Raw genomic sequence first — 1,153 nt, forward strand, 5'->3', positions numbered from 1 at the left:
ACCCGTCCGTGATCCTGCGTGGTGACAACAGCATCGGTGAATTCTACTCCGTGGCCCTGCCCCGCCACATGCAGCAGGCGGACACCGGCACCAAAATGATCCACCTGGGCAAGAACACCAAGAGCACCATTATTTCCAAGGGCATTTCCGCCGGGCGCAGCAGCAACAGCTACCGCGGCCTGGTGCGGATCAGCCCCCGGGCAGAAAACGCCCGTAACTTCACCCAGTGCGACTCCCTGCTGCTGGGCGACACCTGCGGCGCGCACACCTTCCCGTACATCGAGTCGAAAAACCCCTCGGCCACCATCGAACACGAGGCCACCACCTCCAAGGTGAGTGACGACCAGATGTTCCTGTGCCGCCAGCGCGGTATCGACCCGGAGAAGGCGGTTTCCATGATCGTGAACGGCTTCTGTAAAGAGGTGTTCAAGGAACTGCCCATGGAATTTGCCGTGGAAGCGGGCAAGTTGCTGGAAGTCAGCCTGGAAGGCGCAGTGGGCTAAGCCCCGACTTCACCGAACAACACCCTGAATTAACTCGGGTCGGATTCCCGGCCCAATCGAAAGGCGCATCAAAACATGCTGGAAATTCGTGATCTTCACGCCACCGTGGCGGACAAGCCGATTCTCAAGGGCCTCAACCTCACCGTGAACCCGGGCGAGGTACACGCCATCATGGGCCCCAATGGCTCCGGCAAATCCACCCTGGCCAATGTGCTGGCCGGTCGTGACAACTACGCAATCACCGGCGGTGAAGCCCTGTTTGAAGGCAACAGCCTGGCAGACCTGGAACCGGAAGAGCGCGCCCAGGCGGGCCTGTTCCTGGCCTTCCAGTATCCGGTGGAAATCCCCGGCGTCTCCAACATGGAATTTCTCAAAGCGGCACTGGAATCCGTACGCGGTGCCCAGGGCAAGGAAGAGTGGGATTCGGTCACCCTGCTCCGCCAGGCCCGTGCCGCCTGCAAACAGGTCAACCTGGATGCCAGCTTCCTCAAACGCGGCGTCAACGAAGGCTTCTCCGGTGGTGAGAAAAAACGCAATGAAATCATGCAGATGCTTTTGATGGAACCGAAGCTGGCACTGCTCGATGAAACCGACTCCGGCCTCGACATCGACGCCCTGCAAACAGTGGCCAAAGGGGTCAACTCCCTGCG

2 protein-coding genes are annotated in these 1,153 nt (G+C 60.1%); both read left to right on the forward strand.

Features of this window, described 5'->3' with window-relative positions; genetic code table 11:
* On the forward strand, window positions 1-503 hold a 503-nt coding region (locus A3730_RS27915), incomplete at its 5' end, for a SufD family Fe-S cluster assembly protein (RefSeq protein WP_197477707.1).
* A gap of 75 nt (window positions 504-578) precedes the next feature.
* Window positions 579-1,153 (forward strand): Fe-S cluster assembly ATPase SufC (gene sufC / locus A3730_RS27920; RefSeq protein ID WP_063539381.1); only part of this gene is annotated, 575 nt, incomplete at its 3' end.

It is taken from the genome of Alcanivorax sp. HI0044, from assembly GCF_001634945.1.